This is a genomic window from Ideonella sp. (assembly GCF_041287625.1).
Lineage (GTDB): Bacteria > Pseudomonadota > Gammaproteobacteria > Burkholderiales > Burkholderiaceae_C > Ideonella.
This window is the reverse complement of the sequence record NZ_JBGGNH010000073.1, coordinates 235,438-249,497: the sequence shown is the minus strand read 5'-3', so window position 1 is coordinate 249,497 and position 14,060 is coordinate 235,438. Positions and strand designations below refer to the sequence as shown.

The following is a 14,060-nucleotide window of genomic DNA, read 5'->3' as shown; positions in this document are numbered from 1 at the left end:
GGTTCAGCGGTATTTCACGCGGGCGCGAAGCGGTCTTGCAGGCCGGCCCAGCAGGCGGGGTAGCCGGCGTCCAGCACGCCGCTGGCCTGCATGGCGTAGTCGGTGGGAATGAAGCGGTAGCGGCTTTCGAACATGAAGGCCAGCGTGTGGTCCAGCTTGTGCGGCTTCAGCTCGGCGCCGCTGGCTTTCTCGAAGGCATCCTGGTCCGGGCCGTGCGGCACCATGCAGTTGTGCAGCGAGGCACCGCCCGGGCGGAAGCCTTCGGGCTTGGCGTCGTACTGGCCGTAGACCAGGCCCATGAACTCGCTCATCAGGTTGCGGTGGTACCAGGGCGGGCGGAAGGTGTCCTCGGCGACCAGCCAGCGCGGCGGGAAGATCACGAAGTCGCAGTTGGCGGTGCCGGGCGTGTCCGAAGGCGAGGTCAGCACCGTGAAGATCGAAGGATCCGGGTGGTCGAAGCTGATCGAGCCGATGGTCATGAAGTGCTTCGTGTCGTACTTCACCGGCGTGAGGTTGCCATGCCAGGCGACGACGTTGAACGGGGAGCGGTGAGCGTCTGCCACCCACAGCCGGCCGCCGAAGCGCTTGATGAGCTGGTAGCTGCCGGCCGGGCCGATGGGCGTGTCGTCGAACGCGGCGACCGGGGCCTGGAAGTCGCGTGCATTGGCCAGGCCGTTGGAGCCGATGGGGCCGAGTTCGGGCAGGCGGAACTGGGCCCCATGGTTCTCGCAGACGTAGCCGCGTGATGGGCCGTCCGGCAGCGCGATGCTGAAGGCCAGGCCACGCGGCAGCAGCGCGATCTCGCCGGGCGCCACGTCCAGCAAGCCCATTTCGGTGGTGATGCGCAGCCGGCCTTGCTGCGGCACCAGCAACATCTCGCCATCGGCATTCACCAGCGCGCGTTGGTCCATTGAACGGCTGCAGACGTAGACCAGCGCGGCCAGGCCTTGCTGGGCTTCGACATCGCCGCAAGCGGCCACGGTGCGCAAGCCGTCGATGAAGTCCCACTCGGCCGCGCCCGCCATCGGGAACGGACCCCAGCGCAGCGGCTCCGGCGGCAACACGGCGCCCTCGGGCTTGCCGCTCAGCCACAGCGGTTGCGCATAAGGCTGGTAGCGGCCGGCGACCACCGAGGGCTGGCGGCGGTACAGCCAGCTGCGGCGGTTTTCATGCCGTGGCGCGGTGAAAGCGGTGCCGGAAACCAGTTCGGCATACAGCTCGAATGGTGCGCGTTGCGGGCTGTTGCGGCCCTGCGGCAAGGCGCCGGCCACGGCTTCGGTGGCGAACTCGTTGCCGAAGCCGCTCTGGTAGCGGAGGGGAGTGTCAGACATGGGGGGAAGGCGAGTGAAGCGTTAGTCCAAGGTGATGTGGTTGGCACGGATCAGTTGGCCCCAGCGCTCGCGCTCGGCGCGCACGTAGTCGGTCATCTGCTGGGGCGTGCCGGGCAGGGCTTCGAGCGCGAGCGTCTGGAAGCGGGCCTTGACGAAGGTGCTGTCCAGCGCGGCCTGCAAGGCCTTGTTGAGCTTGCCGACGACTTCGGGCGGCGTGCCGGCCGGCACCACTAGACCCTGCCAGGCGTAGGCTTCGAAATTCGGCAGCCCTTGCTCGGCGAAGGTGGGGATCTCGGGCAGGGTTTTGAGGCGCTGGGGGCTCGCCACCGCAATGGCCTTCAGCTTGCCGCTGCCCAGGTACTGCTGCACGCTGGCGGTGTCCATCAGGCCGAACGGCACCTGGCCGCCCAGCAGGTCGGTGACGGCCGGACCGGCGCCTCGGTAGGGCACATGGATCAGCTTGAGCCCGGTGCGCTCGCGCAGCAGCTCGGTCGCCAGGTGATGCGGGCTGCCGGCGCCGGCCGACGCATAGCTGGTGCCGTCCGCATGGCTGCTGGCCCAGGCCAGGAATTCCTTCCAGTTCTTGACCGGCACGTTGGGCGCGACCACCAACACCAGCGGGAAACGCGCCAGCAGGCCGACTGGGGTGAAGTCCTTCTCGGCGTTGTAGCTGAGCTTGCTGAACAGTGACGGATTGGCGGCCAGCGTGGCGAAGTCGGCCGTCAGCATCACGTTGCCGTATTCCTTGGACTTGGCGACGTAGTCGGCAGCGATGTTGGTCGCGGCGCCGGGCTTGTTGTTGACGATGATGGGCCGGTTCAGCGTCTTGCTCATCGCGTCGGCCACGGTGCGGGCCACGACGTCGGAACCGCCACCAGGCGCGTAGCCCAACACCCATTCCAGCGGCCGGTCCTGGGCCTGCGCAAGCAGCGGTGATGCGGCCGATGCCAAGCTTGCCAGCAAGGCGGCACGGCGGGAAATGTGGAGGGTCATGCGTTGTCTCTGTGGTCGTTGTTCGATGATGCGGGGAGGGGGACGGGGCCGCTGTCGCGCGCGGCCTGCAGTGCTTCGCGCAGCACGGCCAGGTCGCCGATGTGATTGGCCAGCAGCAGCACCAGGCGAGCGTTCAGCGCGTGGCTGGCGGCCGTGTCCAGGCCTTGGTGCGCGGTGATCAGGGCTTCGTAGAAATCGTCCGGTGCGGCGAGGTTGGGCGTGAGGATCAGGGCCATGGTGGCTCCGGTGTTCAGCGCGCCAGTGCGCGTTGCAGCGCGGCGCGGAGTTCGGCCAGGCCTGCTGCGTCGGGCAACAGGCGTTCCCAGCGTGCGGCCAGGTGCTGGTCGGGGCGCAGCAGCAGCGCGCTGCCGGGAGACAGCGCGTAGCGTTGCGCGAGCAGGCCTTGGGCGTCGTCCTGCGGGCTCAGGTGCAGCAGTTGCAGCGGCGCCAGGCCCTCAGCGGCATGGCGCAGCGCAAGCTCGGGCCAGTCCACGGCCTCGCCAAAGACCAGCAGTGTGAAGCCTTGCGCGCTGCCGCCCAGTTCGCGCAGCAGCCAGCGTGGTTGGTCACCTGCAGCCTGCAGCGGCGCGTCGCTGGCCGGTGCGCCGGGCACCATGCGGCAGCCTTCGGGTGTTTCGCTGGCAGTGTTCAGCGGCGAGCCGGTCAGCGTGCTGGGCAATGAAAGCCGGCCGCTGTTCACCAGGCTGCGGGCGAACGGATGGTGCTTGGCGAGCTGCAGCACGGCGTCCCGGAAGACGCGGCTGATCTCGCTCTTGGGCGTGATGAAGTCGGTGGACCGGGTCGAGTTCAGGATGTTCTCGTCGGCCGCGGCTTCGCGTTCGTCGGCGTAGCTGTCCAGTAAGGCGTCGCTGCCCCAGCCTTTCAGGCAGGCGGCGAGTTTCCAGGCCAGGTTGTCGGCATCCTGCACGCCGGAGTTCGCACCCCGCGCGCCGAAGGGCGAGACGCCGTGGGCTGAGTCGCCGGCGAAAAGGACCCGGCCGTGGCGGAAGCGCGGCATGCGGCGGCAGGCGAAGGTGTAGACGCTGGCCCATTCGAGCGTGAAGTCCTGGTCCTCGCCGAGCAGTGCGCGCACGCGCGGCAGCACGTTCTCGGGCCGCTTTTCCACTTCGGGGTCCGCGTCCCAGCCGAGCTGGAAGTCGATGCGCCAGATGCCGTCCGGCTGCATGTGCAGCAACACGCTTTGCCCGGGATGGAAGGGCGGGTCGAACCAGAACCAGCGCTCGGCGGGCTGCGCGTGTTTCATGCGCACGTCGGCGATCAGGAAACGGTCGCGGAAGACCCGGCCGCTGCTTTCCTGGCCCAGCATCTGGCGCAGCGGCGAGCGCGCGCCGTCGCAGGCGGCCACGTACGCGGCTTCCAGCGTGTAGTCGCCTTCGGGTGTGCTGATGGTCAGCCGCGCGTGGTCCGTCTCCTGGCAAATGCCGGTGACACGCTGATGCCATCGCAGGTCCAGCCCTGGCAGCTCGGCCGCGCGTTCGACCAGGTAGCCCTCGACCGCATGCTGAGGCAGGTTCACGAAGGCCGGGCGCTCGTGCCCAGGCTCGGGCAGCAGGTCGAAACGGTAGATTTCCTCGCGGCCGAAAAACACTTTGCCGACGTGCCACTTCACGCCTTTGGCGACCACGCGCTCGCCCACGCCCAGCCGGTCGAAGATCTCCAGCGTGCGCTTGGCAAAGCAGATGGCGCGCGAGCCGGCCGAGAGCTGGCCGTCTTCGTCCAGCAGCACGACGGGCACGCCGCGCTGCGCCAGGTCGATGGCCAGGCTCAGGCCCACCGGCCCTGCGCCGACGACGACGACCGGCCGGCGCACCGGCGTGGCAGCGTCCTGGTCGGCGCTGCGCCGGTAGCCGAAGCGCAACTGCTGGAAATTGGTTTCCGCCTGGGCCATGGCTCAGCCTTCCAGCGTTTCCCACATCTGGCGGTCGCGCTCGGCGGTCCACACGCGCGGGTCTGCGTATTGCGTGACTTCGTCGTAGCAGCGCGTCACGTCGAACGGCATGCAGTGGTCGAAGATGACCCAGTGGCCATACTTGGGCTTGAGCTGGGCGTAGACCGACTTGTAGACCGCGTTCAGGTCCTGCCCGGCGGCCACGCCAGCCTGCACCGCGGCGTACACGTCCGACACAAAGCTGCGTGTGCCGGCCAGGCCGGCGGCGACCTGCTCGGGCGTGGTCAACGCGGCGCCGCGGCCGGGCACCAGCGCGACGGGTTGCAGCGCGGCGATGTTGTCCAGCGTCTGCGGCCAGTCCTTGAAGTACGCGTCGCCGGCGTAGGGCGTGGCGTCGAATTCGACCAGGTCGCCACTGAACAGGATCTTCTGCTCGGGTAGCCAGGCCACCGTGTCACCCTTGGTGTGGCCGCGGCCGAGCTGGATCAGCTGCACCTCCAGCTTGCCCAGCCAGACGGACATTCGGCCGGTGAAGGTCATGGTCGGCCAGGTCATGCCTTCGGGCACCGACTCCACCGCCTGGAACAGCCGCGGGAAGCGGCCGATCTCGCTGGCCTTGTCGGCCTCGCCGCGTTCGACGATCAGGTCGTAGGTGTCACGGCTGGCAATGATGTGCTGCGGCTGGTAGGCGCTGGCACCCAGCACGCGCACCGCGTGGTAATGGCTCAGCACCACGTACTTGATCGGCTTGTCGGTCACCTCGCGGATGCGGCGGATCACGTCCTGCGCCATCACCGGCGTGGCCTGGGTGTCGATCACCATCACCGCGTCGTCGCCAATGATGATGCCGGTGTTCGGGTCGCCTTCGGCGGTGTAGGCATAGGCGTTGGCCGACAGCCGCGTGAACGAGACTTTCTTCTCCTCCAGATCGGCTTGCGAGGCAAACGCCTTGTTGGGTTCTTTGCTCATGACGAATCGATTAGGCAATGTGAAAGTATGTTGATCTTGGTCAATCCGTTTGATAATGTCAAAACAATTCGTTTAGGTATAACTACCAATGCGTGGTGACGATGAGCGTTGAAGACGAGGGCGGCGGCTCGCGGGGAATCCAGAGCATCGAAGTCGGCGGAAGGCTGCTGCGGGCGCTGGTGCACCTGGGTCGGCCGGCGCCGCTGAAGGAACTGGCCGGCGAGGCCGACATGGCGCCGGCCAAGGCGCATCCGTACCTGGTCAGCTTCGGCAAGCTGGGCCTGATCGCGCAGGACCCGGCCACCGGGCAGTACGGTCTGGGGCCGCTGGCGCTGCAGATGGGCTTGATCAGCCTGCAGCAGGTGGACCCGATCCGCCTGGCCTCGGCAGAGCTGCCGGCGTTGGCGCGGCAGATCGGCCAGACGGTGGGCATTGCGATCTGGGGCAACCGTGGGCCGACCTTCGTGCGGCTGGAAGAAGGGCCGACGGCGGTGCACGTGAACATGCGGCATGGCACGGTGGTGTCGGTGCGCGGCACGGCCTCGGGCCGGCTGTTTGCCGCCTTTGCGCCGCGCGAGCAGGTGCTGCAGGCCTTGAAGGACGAGGCGGCGCACGCGCCGGCCGGCGCGAAGCCACCGAAAGGCATCGACGCGAGCTTCGAGGCCGAGCTGGCGCAGGTTCGCGCGCAGCGCTTCGCCAGCGTCGACGGCGGTACGGTGGAGGGCATCTCGGCGCTGGCCGCGCCGGTGTTCGACGGCTTCGGCGCGATGGTGCTGGCGCTGACTGCGATCGGTCCGCGCGCCTCGCTGGATCCGTCGCCAGAAGGGGCTGCGGCGCAGCTGTTGCGGGCCAGCGCAGCGGCCTTGTCCCGGCGCCTGGGCGCGCGCGGCTGAGGCTATTCCTGCCGCGGCGTCCGGCCATCGGCCGGCGAGGTGGGAGCCTCTGGTAAGGTCAGCCAGACATGGAACACAGCACCTCACTGATCACCACAATTGCAGCCGGCTTTGGTGTCGCGCTGGTCCTGGGTTTCATTGCGGAGCGGCTGAAGTTGCCCGCACTCGTCGGCTACCTGATGGCCGGCATCCTGATCGGGCCGGCCACCCCCGGTTTCGTGGCGGATGTGCACATTGCTTCGCAGCTGTCGGAGATCGGCGTGATGCTGCTGATGTTCGGCGTGGGCCTGCATTTCTCGTTGCAGGACCTGCTGGCGGTGAAGCGCGTGGCCGTGCCGGGCGCGGTGGTGCAGATGACGTTTGCCACGCTGCTGGGCGCGGTGCTGGCGCACTGGTGGGGCTGGACTTGGGGGCAGGGGCTGGTGTTCGGCCTGTCGCTGTCCTGCGCCAGCACGGTGGTGCTGCTGAAGGCGCTGGAGGCACGCAACACGCTTGAGTCCATGAACGGCCGCATCGCGGTCGGCTGGCTGGTGGTGGAAGACCTGGCCACCGTGTTGGTGCTGGTGCTGCTGCCGCCACTCGCGGGGGTGCTGGGCGGCACCGTGCCCGAAGCCGAAGCTGGTCAGCCGCTGTGGTGGGCCATCGGGCAGACGCTGCTGCTGGTCACGGCCTTCATCGTGCTGATGCTGGTGGTGGGCCGGCGGGTGCTGCCCTGGCTGCTGTGGCAGGTCTCCCGCACCGGCTCGCGCGAGCTGTTCACGCTGGCGGTGGTGGCGGTGGCCATTGGCATCGCCTACGGAGCGGCGGTGCTGTTCAAGGTCTCGTTTGCGCTGGGCGCTTTTTTCGCCGGCATGGTGATGCGCGAATCGGAGTTCAGTCACCGGGCGGCCGAGGAGTCCCTGCCGCTGCGCGATGCGTTTTCGGTGCTGTTCTTCGTGTCGGTCGGCATGCTGTTCGAGCCGGCCATCCTGGTCGAGCAGCCGGGCCACGTGCTCGCGGTGGTCGCCGTCATCATCCTGGGCAAGGCCCTGGCCGCGGCGGCGCTGGTGATCCTGTTCCGCTACCCGCTGAACACTGCGCTGACGGTGGCCGCCAGCCTGGCGCAGATCGGCGAGTTCTCGTTCATCCTGGCGGGACTGGGCGTGGCGCTGGGCTTGCTGCCGCAGGCTGGCATGAGCCTGGTGCTGGCCGGCGCGCTGATCTCCATCGCGCTGAATCCGCTGCTGTTTGCTGCGATGGAGCCGTTCCGCCGCTGGGTGCTGGCGCGCTCGACGCTGGCGCAGCGGCTGGAGCAGCGAGAAGACCCGTTCGCCGAACTGCCCACCAGCACCGAGCGCCGCTACCTGGAAGGGCAGGTGGTCATCGTCGGCTACGGCCGCGTGGGCAAGCGCATCGCCCAGGGGCTGGATGCGCGCGGCATTCCGTATGTGGTCGCGGAGCAGAACCGCGAGCGCGTCGAAGACCTGCGCAGACGCGGTGTGGCCGCCGTTTCGGGCAACGCGGCCGATCCGGCAGTGCTGATCCAGGCTCACATTGCAAACGCCGCGATGCTGGTGATCGCCACACCGGACGCGCTCAATGTGCGCCAGATGGCCGACACTGCCCGGACGCTGAATCCGCAGATCGAGGTGGTGCTGCGCACGCACAGCGAAGAGGAGTCCGAGCTGTTGCGCCACGACAAGATCGGCGCGGTATTCTACGGCGAGGAAGAACTTGCCCGCGGCATGCTGACCCACGTGCTCGACCGCTTCGACCGCGACACGCCGGCACCGGCGATGCACTGACTGCGGGCATCCGCCACCGTCAGCACCGGATCAACTGCTGCCGGTCGTTTCGCTGCGGTGCTTGTAGAAGCGCAGGATGGCCTGTGCGGCGTCGTCCACCAGCAGCTGGCCGACCCTGGTGGCGTACCAGTTGAAATGGGTGCTGACACGGTAGTGGACCTCGATGTCCAGCCGCATTCCACCGGCTTCAGGGGTCAACCGGTACGAGGTGTCCTGCAGGTCGAAATAGCGGCCGCCGATGAGGACATGCTCGTCCAGTGCGCCGGGCGGGAAGGCGTCCGGCTTGAAGTCGTAGGTCCAGCGGATGTAGCGCTGCGGCTCCCAGTCGGTGATGGGCTCATCAAACGCCACGTGTTTGTCCCAGCGCAGCTTGCGCACGTGGCCACCACTGGCCGTGGCCTGAGTGATGGCTTCCTGCGGATAGGGCAGGCCGATAAGGTAGGCCAGGCCGCCCCTCATCTCTGCGGGCTGGATCTGCACCGCGTGGTTGATGTAGCCCCAGACCACTTCCGGCGTGGCGGCAATGTGGATGCTGGCGGCGCTGCGGGCGAGTTCGTCTTGCAGGGGCAGTTGGGCCTCTACCGGGCCGGCGAGCAGCGGCAGTGCGAGCAGCGCGTTCAGCGTGCCTTGCTTGGGTGAGGCCACCCGGGTGTATGCGTGTGCCAACAGTCCGCCGAGGCTGGCCAGCGCCAGGAAGACCGGCAGCGCCATCGCGATGCAGATGCTGCCCTCGATCAGCAGCAGTGCCGTGCCGCCAACAAAGCACAGCGTTGGCACCCAAGGTGCGGTGATGGACAGGCCCAGTGAGCGTCTCTCGGCTGCCATTGACGCGATGGTGTAAACGCCGATCAGGCAGGGCACCAGCAGCACAAAGGACCACAGCATCGGCCCGCTGGCCGTGCGGGGGTGGCTGGACGTCATGAACGGCAACAGGCCGAAGGCGAGCCGCATCAGCAGCCCATAAGCTGCGCCGACGAAAAAAATCCTCCAAAGCCGCACGGGTGTGTCCCTCCATCGGTGACTGCCGCCATGCACGGCTGGCGGCGCGTGCATTTGACCATCGCCATGCCGCAGTCAATGGCTGTTCCGATCCTGGCCGGTGCCATGCCGCCATGCGCTGTAAGGTTTCGGCGTGGTGGGCCGACTGACGGCCTGAACCTTTGTGAACCGTTGGATGAGCAAGCTGGGGTTTGAACACATGCGCAAGTCTTTCCACGATGACTCGAACGGCCCTTCCGCAGCCACACGCCGCCGCTGGCTGTCTGCTGCGGCTGGCATCACCACGCTGGCCGCTGTCGGCGCCACAGGCTGCATGCCGGTGTCGGCCGGCGAGACCCGCGAAGTGCCGGCCTTCAAGTCTGCCGAGCCTGTTGCTGCAACAGGCAACACCGAGGTCGCAGTGCTTGCGGGAGGTTGTTTCTGGGGCGTGCAGGGTGTGTTCCAGCACGTGAAGGGCGTGAGCAACGCGGTGTCGGGTTATGCCGGCGGCGAGAAGCGCACGGCTGCCTATCAGACGGTGAGCGGCGGCGGCACCGGCCATGCCGAATCGGTACAGCTCACTTTCGACCCGCGGCAGATCAGCTACGCGCGCCTGCTGCAGATCTTTTTCTCGGTGGCACACGATCCGACCCAACTGAACCGCCAGGGGCCGGACCAGGGCACGCAATACCGCTCGGCCATCTTCCCGGCGAACGACGCGCAAGCCAAGGTGGCCAAGGCCTACATCGCGCAGTTGGACCAGGCGCATGTGTTCGAAGCGCCCATCGTGACCCGGCTGGAGCCCAGCCAGTCCTTTTTCCCTGCCGAGGACTACCACCAGGACTTCCTGACCCTCAACCCGCGCTACCCGTACATCGTCGTCAACGACATGCCGAAGGTGGGGGCGCTCAAGCGCCTGTTTCCCGCGGTCTATCAGACCGAACCCGCGCTGGTTTCTCAAGCCAGGCGCTGAAACTGGGAGAGATTTCAGTGCCCAATCGACGTGATGTTCTGAACTTTGGGGCTTCGCTGGCAACTGTCGTGGCTTTGCCGGCGAAGGCAGCCAGCGGCCTGCCGGTTGAAGGCAGCATGCCGCCGCTGACTGGTGCGGTGAATTGGCTGAATTCGGCACCGCTGAGTCCGGAAGACCTGCGCGGCAAGGTCGTGCTGGTGGATTTCTGGACCTACTCCTGCATCAACTGCCTGCACGCGCTGCCGCACGTGCGCAGTTGGCACGAGAAGTACCGCGACAAGGGCCTGGTGGTCGTCGGTGTGCACACGCCGGAGTTCGGCTACGAGAAGAACGTGGCCAGCGTGAAGAAGGCGTTGGCGGACTTGGGCGTCACGTTCCCGGTGGCGATGGACAACGACTACGTGATCTGGCGCGCATTCAACAATCGCTACTGGCCTGCACACTACTTTGTTGATGCGCAGGGCCGAATCCGCTTTCATCACTACGGTGAGGGCGAGTACGAGCACTCCGAGCGGGTGATCCAGCAACTGCTCCTGGAGGCTGCTGGCTGAGGCAGGGCGGGCTTCACTGCACGCAAAAATTCACCGCATTTCAGTGTCAACGCTGCCAAGACAGGCCGCGTTGAACCAGCACCAACCACTTGACTGACATTGTCAGACTGCCATGAACAAGCTTGCTGCTGCCTTGATCGCCACCGTGTTCGCTGCCGGTGCCTTCGCTACCGAAACGCCGGCCAAGCCGGAAGCGGCTGCGGCGGCCTCGGCTCCTGCCAAGGCGCACAAGAAGCACTCGAAGAAGAAGACTGACGCTGCGACGGCTGCACCCGCTGCCGCCCCGGCTGCCAGCAAGTGAGCCAGTGGCGCCCTTGATGGGCGCCGGGCTGAAGACGGGCCCCGAAAGGGCCCGTTTTGCATTGTGCGGCCAACCAAATCCGCCAGACCTGCCCGGTTGAGTCTGGCGTTGATGCAAGGCAAACGCACCAAGCAAAAAGCCAGCAGGCGCAAACCTGCTGGCTTCGATATTTTGGCTCCTCGACCTGGGCTCGAACCAGGGACCTACGGATTAACAGTCCGGCGCTCTACCAACTGAGCTATCGAGGAAAAGGGGCTGGCTTCGAAAAGCCAACACGCTTCAATTTCTTGGCTTCGCTACAGGTTCGGTTGTCCTGCGCTGCACTCGCTTTGCATCTGAAGTTGCCTTCCGCGCGCTGCGAGAAATTTCACTTTGGCTCCCCGACCTGGGCTCGAACCAGGGACCTACGGATTAACAGTCCGGCGCTCTACCAACTGAGCTATCGGGGAAGTGAAGCCTCAGATTATAGGCAGAAATTCAAGGGTTTCACAAGAAAACGCCGGGCCGCCCCAAGTTTTCTTCTCCCCTGGGGGGCCTGACGCGAAGCGGCAGATCTGGGGGCTCACAGAAAGGCCTGAAAAGATGCGCGGAAAGTTCGGGGCGCGACCGGGTACAGATAGACATGGCCATATTGGTACGGGCTTTCCTGCCAGGCGCGCTGGTCGAACAGGTTGTCCACGCCCACGCGCAGCACCGTGTCATGCCCGGCAATGCGGGTCTGGTAACGGCTGGCGAGCGACCAGGTGGTCCAGCCCGGAATGGCGACCGAGTTGTCCGGCAGCACGTAGCGCGAGCCTTCATGCGAAGCGGTGGCGACCAGCGAAAGGCCGGGCACCTGCGGCAGCGCATAGATGGCCGAGGCGCGCAGCGTGCGTTGCGCCACGTTCGCGGGCACCAAGCCGTTCTGCGAATCATCGGCTGCGCCCTCGCGCCGAGCGCGCAACGCCATCACGCTGCCACGCAAGGTCAGCGGGCCGTTGTGCCAATCGGCGCTGGCCTCCAGGCCGCGGTGGCGCGCGTCGCCATCGCTCACTCGCGTGCAGCTGCCGTCGTCCGAGCAGGCGCCCAGGTCGCTGCTGACCGGGCGGTGGATGTCGAATGCGGTCAAGGTAGCGTCCAGTTCGCGGTCCTGGAACTTGACGCCGACTTCGGTCTGGCGGCTCTTCAGCGCAGGCAGTGGCTGGCCTGCATTGCTGTAGACCGGCCGGTTCGGCGCCACATCGCTTTCGATGCCCTGGCCCCAGCTCGCGTAGCCCATCAGCGTGGGCGTGAACTGCTGGGTCAGCGCCAGCCATGGCGTCGTGAAGCTCTGGTCGTAGCTGACCGGCTCGCTGCCATCGGTGGCCACGCTGCCGCGCGACAGCCGGGTGTGCCGCAGGCCCAGCCAGAGGCGGGTGGCCTGGCTCAGGTCGATCACGTCGCGCAGGTGCAGCTCGACGTTGCGTTCGTCGCGGTTGGTGTTGGTGTACAGCGCATCCGGGCTGGCAGGCACCTCCGTCTTGCCGTCCACGGTGCCGGTGCCGGCAAGGTTGTAGGTCTGCGGGCCGAAGCGGGCTGTGAGTTTGCTCCAGGTCAGGCCTGTGGAGACCTGGTGGGTGAGCGGGCCCGTGGCGAGCTTGCCCTCCAGCGTCAGCGCGGCGGCGCGCGTGTCGCGGTGTTCGTTTTCGCTGCGGAAGTCCCAGAGCGAGACGTGGCCGTCGGCGCTGTAGCGGTCGCAGGGGGCGCAGTCATAGGTGACGGGATCGAACAGGCCGACAGGGAAGGCGGCGCGGTCGTCGGTCTGCAGGCGCTGCTGCATGGCCTGGGCGCTGAGTTGCCATTGCGCGCTCAAGGCCTGGGTCCAGCGCAGGCTGGCGGTCTGGCCGTCGAACACAACAGGCAGCGACCAGGGCTGGTTGTTCAGGTTCAGCCGCGGGTCGACGGTCGAAGCCTTGGGCAGCGTGTCGCCCAGCATGCTGTAGCCCGGAATGCTCGGCTGGGACTGGTGGCTGAACTCGACTTCGGCTTCCAGCTTGCCGCTGTTGCCCAGACGCAGCATGCCGGCCGCAGCCAGCAGGTGGCGGTGGCCTTCGGTGTCGTGCTGCAGCGGGTCCAGTTTCTCGACCGAGGCGTTGATGCGCAGGCCGGCCTTGCCGTCCAGCAGTTGCTGGTCGATGTCGGCCGCAGCCTTCAGGCTGCCGGACTCGGTCCAGCCCAGCAGCACGCTCTTCTGGTCCCCGCGTGGGCGCTTGACGACGAAGTTGACCAGGCCCGCCGGCGAGCTGATGCCGGCCTGGGCACCGCTGGTGCCCTTGAGCACCTCGATGCTTTCCTTGTTGTCCATCAGCAGCGCGGTCTCGGCATTGATGGGCAGACCGTCGCGCCGGTAGTTATGGCGGTTGTCCAGCTCGTAGCCGCGCACCCGCATCGAGGCCCAGTAGCCGGGCGCGTTGTAGGCGTCGCCAATGCTGGCGTCCAGCCTGGTGATCTCGCTCAGCGAGTCGATGCCGCTGTCCAGCAGCAGGCCGGTGTTCAGCACGCTGGCCTGGAACGGCGAGCGGGCCAGCGGCGTGTCGCCAAAGCCGGCGATGGTGGCGGGCAGGGCGCTGCTGCGGCCCGTCACGGTGACGGTCTCGGTCGGCGTGGTTTGTGCCTGGGCGCCGGCGGTCAATGCCAGCAGTGCGGCAGCCGCGAGCGGCTGGCGAAGGAATGCAAAAGGAGAAAGGCGGCGGGCCATCGGTGACTTCCAGTCGATGGCGCAAGGGCAATGCAGTGAAAAAGCGGCCGAGGACCGGCACGCGCTCTCAACATGGCTTCCCTGCGCGAGGATTACCTCAATCAGGTTCAAAGGGACTGTCTCAGTCGGCCCTGTCCTGTGGACGGGCCAACACCCCTAGCGGATGCGCTGCAGTCGTGAGAGAGGCCGCAGCGCGTGAGGATTATCGCCCTTAACCCACGTGCAACGCGGTGGCAGGCTGCGATGTTTGACTGGCGGCAGGCGCAAAAAAGCCCGCACGCGGCGGGCTGCCTGGCAAGGCGAGAGCGGCTCAGCGCTTGAGCTCACCCAGCTTGCCGGTCTTGTCCTTCCATTCGTCAGCATCCGGCAGCGCGGGCTTGCGCTTGGTGATGCTGGGCCAAAGCTTGGCGAGTTCAGCGTTCAGCGCGATGTACTGCTGCTGGTCGCCGGGCACGTCTTCCTCGGGCAGGATGGCGTTGACCGGGCATTCGGGAATGCAGACCGCGCAGTCGATGCACTCGTCCGGATCAATGGTCAGGAAGTTCGGGCCTTCGCGGAAGCAGTCGACGGGGCAGACGTCGACGCAGTCGGTGTACTTGCAGCGGATGCAGGCTTCGGTGACGACGTGGGTCATGGGGCGGAATCGTTGGTATGAGAAAAAG

General features: G+C 66.8%; 12 protein-coding genes, 2 tRNA genes, 1 pseudogene and 1 riboswitch. Of the genes and pseudogenes, 5 read left to right on the top strand and 10 right to left on the bottom strand.

Translation table 11 applies throughout. From position 1 onward, the window contains the following. Positions 1-14: 14 nt before the first annotated feature. From hmgA to ACAH41_RS28100, 5 genes are read right to left on the bottom strand one after another with little or no spacing between them, the layout of a single operon-like run. Complete coding sequence (gene hmgA, locus ACAH41_RS28120) at positions 15-1,331, bottom strand: homogentisate 1,2-dioxygenase (RefSeq protein WP_325654716.1); 1,317 nt, start codon at positions 1,329-1,331, stop codon at positions 15-17. A gap of 21 nt (positions 1,332-1,352) precedes the next feature. Continuing rightward, entirely contained in the window at positions 1,353-2,324 is a 972-nt protein-coding gene (locus ACAH41_RS28115; protein ID WP_325654718.1) for a tripartite tricarboxylate transporter substrate binding protein, read from the bottom strand. Beyond that, complete coding sequence (locus ACAH41_RS28110; protein WP_325654719.1) at positions 2,321-2,560, bottom strand: DUF2783 domain-containing protein; 240 nt, start codon at positions 2,558-2,560, stop codon at positions 2,321-2,323. The genes ACAH41_RS28115 and ACAH41_RS28110 overlap by 4 nt, the downstream gene beginning before the upstream one ends. A gap of 14 nt (positions 2,561-2,574) precedes the next feature. After that, on the bottom strand, positions 2,575-4,233 hold the full coding sequence (locus ACAH41_RS28105; protein WP_325654720.1) for an FAD-dependent oxidoreductase: 1,659 nt from the start codon (positions 4,231-4,233) through the stop codon (positions 2,575-2,577). A 3-nt stretch (positions 4,234-4,236) separates the two neighbouring features. Next, positions 4,237-5,202, bottom strand: a complete 966-nt coding sequence (locus tag ACAH41_RS28100; RefSeq protein WP_325654722.1) for an MBL fold metallo-hydrolase — start codon at positions 5,200-5,202, stop codon at positions 4,237-4,239. A 101-nt stretch (positions 5,203-5,303) separates the two neighbouring features. Between ACAH41_RS28100 and ACAH41_RS28095 the strand changes: the two genes are divergently transcribed. Together ACAH41_RS28095 and ybaL are read left to right on the top strand one after the other, a co-directional pair. Beyond that, positions 5,304-6,095, top strand: a complete 792-nt coding sequence (locus ACAH41_RS28095; RefSeq protein WP_325654724.1) for an IclR family transcriptional regulator — start codon at positions 5,304-5,306, stop codon at positions 6,093-6,095. Between the two features lie 68 nt (positions 6,096-6,163). Then, positions 6,164-7,879, top strand: coding sequence for a YbaL family putative K(+) efflux transporter (gene ybaL / locus ACAH41_RS28090; RefSeq protein ID WP_325654726.1), 1,716 nt, complete (start codon positions 6,164-6,166; stop codon positions 7,877-7,879). Between the two features lie 30 nt (positions 7,880-7,909). On the opposite strand, the gene ACAH41_RS28085 is transcribed toward ybaL, so the two are convergent. Continuing rightward, a complete protein-coding gene (locus ACAH41_RS28085) occupies positions 7,910-8,800 on the bottom strand; it encodes an SRPBCC family protein (protein WP_325654728.1) in 891 nt (296 codons plus the stop codon). 277 nt (positions 8,801-9,077) lie between these two features. On the opposite strand from ACAH41_RS28085, the gene msrA reads away from it, so the two are divergent. The 3 genes and pseudogenes from msrA (at position 9,078) to ACAH41_RS28070 (ending at position 10,682) form a co-directional block, all read left to right on the top strand. After that, complete coding sequence (gene msrA, locus ACAH41_RS28080; protein WP_325654730.1) at positions 9,078-9,830, top strand: peptide-methionine (S)-S-oxide reductase MsrA; 753 nt, start codon at positions 9,078-9,080, stop codon at positions 9,828-9,830. An 86-nt stretch (positions 9,831-9,916) separates the two neighbouring features. Then, positions 9,917-10,372, top strand: a pseudogene (locus ACAH41_RS28075) (thioredoxin family protein); the annotation flags it as partial. 121 nt (positions 10,373-10,493) lie between these two features. Beyond that, positions 10,494-10,682 carry a hypothetical protein gene (locus ACAH41_RS28070; protein ID WP_325654731.1) on the top strand — a complete coding sequence of 63 codons (189 nt, stop codon included), beginning with the start codon at positions 10,494-10,496 and terminating at the stop codon, positions 10,680-10,682. A gap of 172 nt (positions 10,683-10,854) precedes the next feature. Here ACAH41_RS28070 and ACAH41_RS28065 read toward each other — a convergent pair. The 4 genes from ACAH41_RS28065 to fdxA all read right to left on the bottom strand — a co-directional run bounded on the left by ACAH41_RS28065 (position 10,855) and on the right by fdxA (position 14,032). Beyond that, positions 10,855-10,930: transfer RNA gene (locus ACAH41_RS28065), tRNA-Asn, on the bottom strand. A gap of 125 nt (positions 10,931-11,055) precedes the next feature. Further along, positions 11,056-11,131 (bottom strand) — tRNA-Asn (locus ACAH41_RS28060). A 113-nt stretch (positions 11,132-11,244) separates the two neighbouring features. Further along, positions 11,245-13,398 carry a TonB-dependent siderophore receptor gene (locus ACAH41_RS28055; protein ID WP_325654732.1) on the bottom strand — a complete coding sequence of 718 codons (2,154 nt, stop codon included), beginning with the start codon at positions 13,396-13,398 and terminating at the stop codon, positions 11,245-11,247. A 61-nt stretch (positions 13,399-13,459) separates the two neighbouring features. Beyond that, a riboswitch (TPP riboswitch) is annotated at positions 13,460-13,566 on the bottom strand. Between the two features lie 142 nt (positions 13,567-13,708). Further along, positions 13,709-14,032, bottom strand: coding sequence for a ferredoxin FdxA (fdxA, locus tag ACAH41_RS28050; RefSeq protein ID WP_141288510.1), 324 nt, complete (start codon positions 14,030-14,032; stop codon positions 13,709-13,711). Between the last annotated feature and the right edge of the window lie 28 nt (positions 14,033-14,060).

Excerpts from the sequence above, each read along its gene's own strand:
- ACAH41_RS28110 (WP_325654719.1), bottom strand. The coding sequence starts at position 2,560 with ATGGCCCTGATCCTCACGCCCAACCTCGCCGCACCGGACGATTTCTAC.
- hmgA (WP_325654716.1), bottom strand. The coding sequence starts at position 1,331 with ATGTCTGACACTCCCCTCCGCTACCAGAGCGGCTTCGGCAACGAGTTC.
- ybaL (WP_325654726.1), top strand. The coding sequence starts at position 6,164 with ATGGAACACAGCACCTCACTGATCACCACAATTGCAGCCGGCTTTGGT.
- fdxA (WP_141288510.1), bottom strand. The coding sequence starts at position 14,032 with ATGACCCACGTCGTCACCGAAGCCTGCATCCGCTGCAAGTACACCGAC.
- msrA (WP_325654730.1), top strand. The coding sequence starts at position 9,078 with ATGCGCAAGTCTTTCCACGATGACTCGAACGGCCCTTCCGCAGCCACA.
- ACAH41_RS28105 (WP_325654720.1), bottom strand. The coding sequence starts at position 4,233 with ATGGCCCAGGCGGAAACCAATTTCCAGCAGTTGCGCTTCGGCTACCGG.
- ACAH41_RS28085 (WP_325654728.1), bottom strand. The coding sequence starts at position 8,800 with ATGACGTCCAGCCACCCCCGCACGGCCAGCGGGCCGATGCTGTGGTCC.
- ACAH41_RS28095 (WP_325654724.1), top strand. The coding sequence starts at position 5,304 with ATGAGCGTTGAAGACGAGGGCGGCGGCTCGCGGGGAATCCAGAGCATC.
- ACAH41_RS28100 (WP_325654722.1), bottom strand. The coding sequence starts at position 5,202 with ATGAGCAAAGAACCCAACAAGGCGTTTGCCTCGCAAGCCGATCTGGAG.
- ACAH41_RS28055 (WP_325654732.1), bottom strand. The coding sequence starts at position 13,398 with ATGGCCCGCCGCCTTTCTCCTTTTGCATTCCTTCGCCAGCCGCTCGCG.
- ACAH41_RS28070 (WP_325654731.1), top strand. The coding sequence starts at position 10,494 with ATGAACAAGCTTGCTGCTGCCTTGATCGCCACCGTGTTCGCTGCCGGT.
- ACAH41_RS28115 (WP_325654718.1), bottom strand. The coding sequence starts at position 2,324 with ATGACCCTCCACATTTCCCGCCGTGCCGCCTTGCTGGCAAGCTTGGCA.